The organism is Mucilaginibacter sp. (genome assembly GCF_039935595.1).
Classification (GTDB): Bacteria; Bacteroidota; Bacteroidia; order Sphingobacteriales; family Sphingobacteriaceae; genus Mucilaginibacter.
This window is the reverse complement of sequence record NZ_JBDTJZ010000051.1, coordinates 1-5,931: the sequence shown is the minus strand read 5'-3', so window position 1 is coordinate 5,931 and position 5,931 is coordinate 1. Positions and strand designations below refer to the sequence as shown.

7 protein-coding genes are annotated in these 5,931 nt (G+C 39.2%); 2 read left to right on the top strand and 5 right to left on the bottom strand.

Features of this window, described 5'->3' with window-relative positions; genetic code table 11:
• Positions 1-238 precede the first annotated feature (238 nt).
• Both ABI367_RS02895 and ABI367_RS02890 read left to right on the top strand, forming a co-directional pair.
• Entirely contained in the window at positions 239-931 is a 693-nt protein-coding gene (locus ABI367_RS02895; protein ID WP_462227216.1) for a ferritin-like domain-containing protein, read from the top strand.
• An 11-nt stretch (positions 932-942) separates the two neighbouring features.
• Positions 943-1,815, top strand: coding sequence for a ferritin-like domain-containing protein (locus ABI367_RS02890; protein WP_462227215.1), 873 nt, complete (start codon positions 943-945; stop codon positions 1,813-1,815).
• A 55-nt stretch (positions 1,816-1,870) separates the two neighbouring features.
• On the opposite strand, the gene ABI367_RS02885 is transcribed toward ABI367_RS02890, so the two are convergent.
• The 5 genes from ABI367_RS02885 to ABI367_RS02865 form a co-directional block, all read right to left on the bottom strand.
• Positions 1,871-2,995, bottom strand: a complete 1,125-nt coding sequence (locus tag ABI367_RS02885) for a CofH family radical SAM protein (RefSeq protein WP_462227214.1) — start codon at positions 2,993-2,995, stop codon at positions 1,871-1,873.
• 277 nt (positions 2,996-3,272) lie between these two features.
• Positions 3,273-3,674 (bottom strand): PIN domain-containing protein, encoded by a 402-nt coding sequence (locus ABI367_RS02880; RefSeq protein ID WP_462227213.1) that lies wholly within the window; start codon positions 3,672-3,674, stop codon positions 3,273-3,275.
• On the bottom strand, positions 3,667-3,906 hold the full coding sequence (locus tag ABI367_RS02875; protein WP_462227212.1) for a hypothetical protein: 240 nt from the start codon (positions 3,904-3,906) through the stop codon (positions 3,667-3,669). Before ABI367_RS02875 ends, ABI367_RS02880 begins: the two co-directional genes overlap by 8 nt.
• Before the next feature lie 121 nt (positions 3,907-4,027).
• Positions 4,028-4,702 carry an SH3 domain-containing protein gene (locus tag ABI367_RS02870; RefSeq protein ID WP_462227211.1) on the bottom strand — a complete coding sequence of 225 codons (675 nt, stop codon included), beginning with the start codon at positions 4,700-4,702 and terminating at the stop codon, positions 4,028-4,030.
• Positions 4,703-4,753: 51 nt separating this feature from the next.
• Positions 4,754-5,931 (bottom strand): ATP-binding cassette domain-containing protein (locus ABI367_RS02865; protein WP_462227210.1); only part of this gene is annotated, 1,178 nt, incomplete at its 5' end.

The window sequence follows — 5,931 nt, the reverse complement described above, 5'->3', positions numbered from 1 at the left end:
AACACCAAAGCTTCAATATAAAGTTCCGGATCTGTTATCATAAATTAATTATTACACCCTTTTACGCGGCAACAATTATAAATAATAAATAGTATTAAAGGAGGCCAAAGCCCATAAAATTAATAGTATTCCTAAAAAGAGTTTATAATCCAATATAAATTAAAACTGAATCGCGTCAATCTCGTACATCTATAAAGAACCATCTATAAATTTTTCAATAACATCTTTAAAACTACTTATGAAAACAGAAACAAAAACAGAACAAAGCCCAAATTTGGCCCGGAGGTCATTTTTGCGCTATGCCGGTGCCGGTATTGCAGGCGTTGGGGTATTGGCTGCTGCATCATGCCACAAGGATAACCGTGTTATGCCAACAACAGGTATTGATATTGGTGCACAAGGCGATCTGGCTATTTTAAATTACGCCTACGCATTAGAACAACTTGAAGCTGCCTTTTATATACAGGTAGCGGCTACACCTTACAGCGGTATTACAGGTGTTGAAACCTCGTTATTGACAGACATACGTGATCATGAAGTTGGTCACCGCGAGTTTTTTAAAACAGCTTTAGGTAGTAACGCCATACAGGCCTTAACACCTGATTTTAGTTCGATTGATTTTTCGAGTCGGGCTAAAGTATTAGCGGCAGCTCAGGCATTTGAAGATACCGGTGTTACTGCTTATAATGGTGCCGGTTATTTAATTAAAGATGCCGGATACCTAACCTTGGCCGGTAAAATTGTATCGGTTGAAGCAAGGCACGCATCTTATATCCGCAATTTGTTAAATCCCGGCAGTTTTGCTGATTCTACAGTATTAGATGCAAATGGTATGGATAAACAACAAACTATACCGCAGGTGCTTGCAATTGCAAATACTTACCTGAAAACAAAAGTAAATGCGTCTAACTATGGTTATGTATCATTTTAAATTTTAAAGACATGGATTTATTAAATATAATAGAAGAAATAAATAACGTTGATCCGGAGTTTCAGGACAGGATCAGCCCGCGCCGTGCTGCCATTAAAAACATCACGAGCTTTGGATCAAAAGTAGCGGTAGCCGCTCTGCCATTTGCATTCAGTACCTTGTTTAAAAGAGCTTATGGTCAAACTCCAACAGTAGCTGTAAATGATGTTTTAAACTATGCCTTGAAGTTAGAATACCTGGAAGCCGCCTTTTATAATGCCGGTGTAGCTTCAAATCTGGGTTTTTCTACCGCCGAGAAAGCTTACCTGGTAACTATACAAGGGCATGAAAATGCGCACGTTAAATTTTTACAGAGTGTATTAGGTTCTGCTGCTGTGGCTCAATCGTCGCAGGGTATGAATGGCGCTTACGATTTTACCGGCGGCTTTAACACCACCACCAATACGGTAACAGGTACAGGTCCGTTCACCACAGTATTATCCAATGTAGATACTTATTTTGCGGTAGCACAAGCTTTTGAAGATACCGGTGTACGTGCCTATAAAGGTCAGGCCCCTAATTTGTTGGGTAACCAGGTGGTATTAACGGCTGCTTTAAATATTCACTCGGTAGAGGCGCGCCATGCGTCAGCTATCCGCCAGATACGCCGTTCGCGCGGTGCTACAACTACCAAACCCTGGATAACCGGCGCAAATGATACCGGCATAGCTGCTGTAAACGGTAATTACGCTGGCGAGGATAATGTTATACAAGGTGGTGTAACTATTACCAATTTAGCAGGCGTAAGTGGTAACGTTTCTGTAAACGCAGCAACAGAGGCATTTGACGAACCTTTAACCATGGCACAGGTTGTGGCATTGGTTAACATTTTTGGTGTTAGATAATCTGCCTATATATAGTGCAAAAGCCTTCCCGATTAATCGGGAAGGCTTTTTTGTATTAGTAATTTATAACCTGTTCCTCCAATTGTGCAGGCATTTGTCGCCATTCATAGCGTTGGGTACGAAGTTGAGGTTCAAAACCGGCTTCAATTATGGAATCCTGTATCCCTTTGGCAGTAAACCTGTGCGGCGCACCGGCGGCAGATACCACATTTTCTTCTATCATGATGGAGCCAAAATCATTGGCACCGGCGTGCAGGCATAACTGTGCCACCTGTTTGCCTACCGTTAGCCACGATGCTTGTATGTTTTTAATATTGGGCAGCATAATACGGCTCAGGGCTATCATGCGTATATATTCATCGCCGGTTACGTTGTTGGTGATGCCGCGCACTTTACGTAACAGCGTACCATCATCCTGGAACGGCCAGGGGATAAATGCCACAAAGCCATAAGCACCTTCGGGTTTTTCGGCCTGTACCTCGCGTATCCATACCAGGTGTTCAAAACGCTCTTCCAAAGTTTCTACGTGACCAAACATCATGGTTGCCGATGTTGGCAGGTTAAGTTGATGCGCTGCGCGCATTACGTCCAGCCATTCCTTACCGCCGCATTTGCCTTTTGATATCAGGCGGCGCACACGGTCGTTCAATATTTCGGCACCGGCACCGGGTAATGAATCTAAACCTGCGGCCTTCATCGCGCTTAAAACATCGATATGGCTCATGCCTTCTAACTTAGCCACATGTGCAATTTCCGGCGGACCTAACGAGTGTAGTTTTAACGATGGATATAATTCTTTTAGTTGTTTAAACAGATCGGTATAAAATTGAAGGCCCAGATCGGGGTGGTGACCGCCTTGCAATAAAAGCTGGTCGCCGCCAAAACGGAAGGTCTCCTCAATTTTGGTTTTGTACGTTTCAATATCGGTTATATAGCTATCCTCATGGCCCGGACGGCGGAAGAAATTGCAAAACTTACAATTGGCTATACAAACGTTGGTGGTGTTTACATTACGGTCTATCTGCCAGGTTACTTTGCCGTGGGGCACTTGTTTTTTGCGCAATTCGTTGGCTACATACATTAAATCAGCAGTAGGAGCATGTTCATACAAAAACATACCTTCTTCAATGCTCAAAAAATCAAACTGCGAAGCGCGCTGTAACAGATCGGCTGTATTCATATACAAATATAACTATGATTTTTAGGATTGTTAAGATTTTAGGATGGTTTGTCTGAATCGCTGATTTTTATGATTTAGGAATTACATAAATTATGAAAATAACAAAATGGATTGTTAAAACAGTTTAACATCGTTTAACACAATTTTGAAATATTTTTTGTTTAACTAATTGATAATCAATTAAATAATATAAAAAAGGTATTAAAATGTGTTAACCATGTTTTTTGCCAAAAAAATATGATTTTGATAATTTATGGGGTTGTTTGATTTTATATTACTAAACAAAAGGATTTACAATTTTTAATTGCTCATCTACAATTAAATGATGTTGCATATCTTCTGAATATAAAATTGTACAATCCAAAATTAAGGCAGATGCGACAATAACAGCATCAAACATTTGAAACTGATATTTTTCAATTAAACGCATCGCATTTGTATAAATAGAAATCTCAGATAAAGAAAGCTCACAATAAGGTAACCACGCCATTAATGAATCCAACGAATTTTGCTTGGTCATTTTTAGTCGCTTATTGCAAACGTTAAGGTATTCGCTTATTACTTGAGATGAAATTACAGGTCCAACTGTTATTAATTCATTAGCTTTTTTCCTTTTGGAAGACTCGCGGTTGTCATGCAGGTATATTAATATATTGGTATCGAGGGCTATCTTACTCATAGTCATTAGCTTCGTCCCTGTCAAATTTAAAATTTGACAGATCTACACGGTGCTTACTAAGTGCCTTATCAATCGCTGCTATTTTTTCAGCCTTTTCAAGGTCGTTAGTGTTTTTAGAGGGGGTAATTTGATCTATTTCAAAAGCAATAACCTCAATCATTTTGCCAACCATGTCATTTGGCAATTGAAGTGTAAGTTGGTTATTATCAGATTTTAATATAGTGCGTATCATATTAACAAATTTACAAAATTAAATTTAGTAAATAATATTTGCCTGAATCGCTGATTTTATGATTTATGGGGTTGTTGGATTAGTTGGTTGTCAAAATCACGAACTTGTTAGATGCCACTATTTAAATTGTACCAATATATCTATAATCAAACTTATTATCTTTTATAACCCAAATAATAGTGTACCAACCTGCACCATCACTGTTTTCCATTTCAATATATATGGTGTTTTTGTTTGAATAAATATTTAATGAACCAAAGTCAGGTTCGTATAAATCATTATAAGCTGTTTTCGGGATAGTAATCTGTGTGCCATTTTTTATAATTTTTACGGACGATATTTCTTTTTTAGGTATACCCCCATCTTGACCCCAGATTGCTTTCCCATCAATTTTCACTAAGTCGGCGCGCTCATTTTTACGCGGCTTGTTATACTGTAAAGTGTGCATTTGCGGATTAAATGCAGAGGATTTAATAACAACTGATAGGCTGTCATTATTTTTTTTATTTTTTTTTAACGCTGTTAGCGGTAATATTTTATTTCTACTGATATAACCTTCAAGATGACCAGTATTTTCATGTTGCTGAAATATATCCACCCATTTTGAGTTATCTGCCGTATCATAATCGTAACCAAATAGCTGATCTGAATATATTTTCCCAACTATCGGAGAGTTAATAGAAGGAGATTTCCTGACGTTTACAAACCCATCTTTATCATTTATAATACCGTAAGATTGTGCTGTACTTATTAAAGTTGAACCAATAAATAATATAAATATGGACAAATGTTTCATAATTAAATATACATAATCAAACAAAAATTGAATAATAATTTCTACCAATGACTATTCCACCACCATACCCTTCTCCAACCTCAAAACCTTACTCACGCTCTCCGGTATCTCATGCTGGTAATGGCTTACGTAAATAAGGGTTACATTGCTTAGGCTGCAAATGGCATCTACCAGGTTTTTAAAGTGCTGCTGCTGGTGGGTATCCATGCCCTGGCAGGGTTCGTCAAATATCAGCAGGTCGGGGTTTTTAATGAGGGCGCGGGCCAGCAGACATAAGCGTTGCGCACTGGCTGGGATGTTTTTTAAAAGAGTGCGGGCATATTTGTCTATTTCTAAAGCTTTCATCCAACGCAGGGCAATCGCCGCCTTGGCGGGGCTGCTTTGCCTAAATAACCCCAGCGTATCATAATAGCCCGATTCTATCACCTGCAAACAACTATTATCAGTAGGGAAGTACTGGTGCAACTCGGGCGACATAAACCCAATTTTCCTTTTAATATCCCATATACTTTCGCCGGTACCGCGCTTTTTATCAAATAAAATAATATCGTTGGCATAGGCCTGCGGGTTGTCGCCATTTATTAAACTTAACAGGGTTGACTTCCCCGCGCCGTTATGGCCAAGCAATGCCCAGCGGTCACCGGGTTTTATCTGCCAGTTTACCTGTTTTAATACTTCAACATCGCCATATTTTATGTTGACGTTTTTCATGGTTACTATTTGCCGGTATGTAGATGGGGTATGCGTACTTAATAAGACGCGCAGTTCTTCCTTATCAATTTTATCATCACCTGTTTTAATAAATAATTCAGGATCATATTGGGCTTTTGGCAATAGTTTATTTATGGTGCCGCTTTTTAAGATAGCGATATCGGTAATAGCATCCGGAATTTCAAAAGGCGATGTAGCCATTACTATCGTAATACCCGATGCTGTTATCTCGTTAATTATTTGGTTAAATTCCTGCCGCGTTTGCACATCCAATCCGGTTAAAGGGCTGTCTAATAGTAATAGTAACGGATTTTTAAGCAATGCCGCCGCTATCATCAATCGTTTGGTTTCGCCGTTGGACAGCTTGATCAATTGTTTTTTTAGCAGGGCGGTTAATTTTAAGGTGGCTATTACCTTATTGTAAGTCCAGTAAATACCCGTAGTAACGTGTGGTATACCTGCCAGGTAGGCTTCAACCGTCAAGGCATCTTCCGAATCGGATGAGTTAAAGCGCTGCT

Excerpts from the sequence above, each read along its gene's own strand:
- ABI367_RS02890 (WP_462227215.1), top strand. The coding sequence starts at position 943 with ATGGATTTATTAAATATAATAGAAGAAATAAATAACGTTGATCCGGAG.
- ABI367_RS02870 (WP_462227211.1), bottom strand. The coding sequence starts at position 4,702 with ATGAAACATTTGTCCATATTTATATTATTTATTGGTTCAACTTTAATA.
- ABI367_RS02895 (WP_462227216.1), top strand. The coding sequence starts at position 239 with ATGAAAACAGAAACAAAAACAGAACAAAGCCCAAATTTGGCCCGGAGG.
- ABI367_RS02875 (WP_462227212.1), bottom strand. The coding sequence starts at position 3,906 with ATGATACGCACTATATTAAAATCTGATAATAACCAACTTACACTTCAA.
- ABI367_RS02880 (WP_462227213.1), bottom strand. The coding sequence starts at position 3,674 with ATGAGTAAGATAGCCCTCGATACCAATATATTAATATACCTGCATGAC.
- ABI367_RS02885 (WP_462227214.1), bottom strand. The coding sequence starts at position 2,995 with ATGAATACAGCCGATCTGTTACAGCGCGCTTCGCAGTTTGATTTTTTG.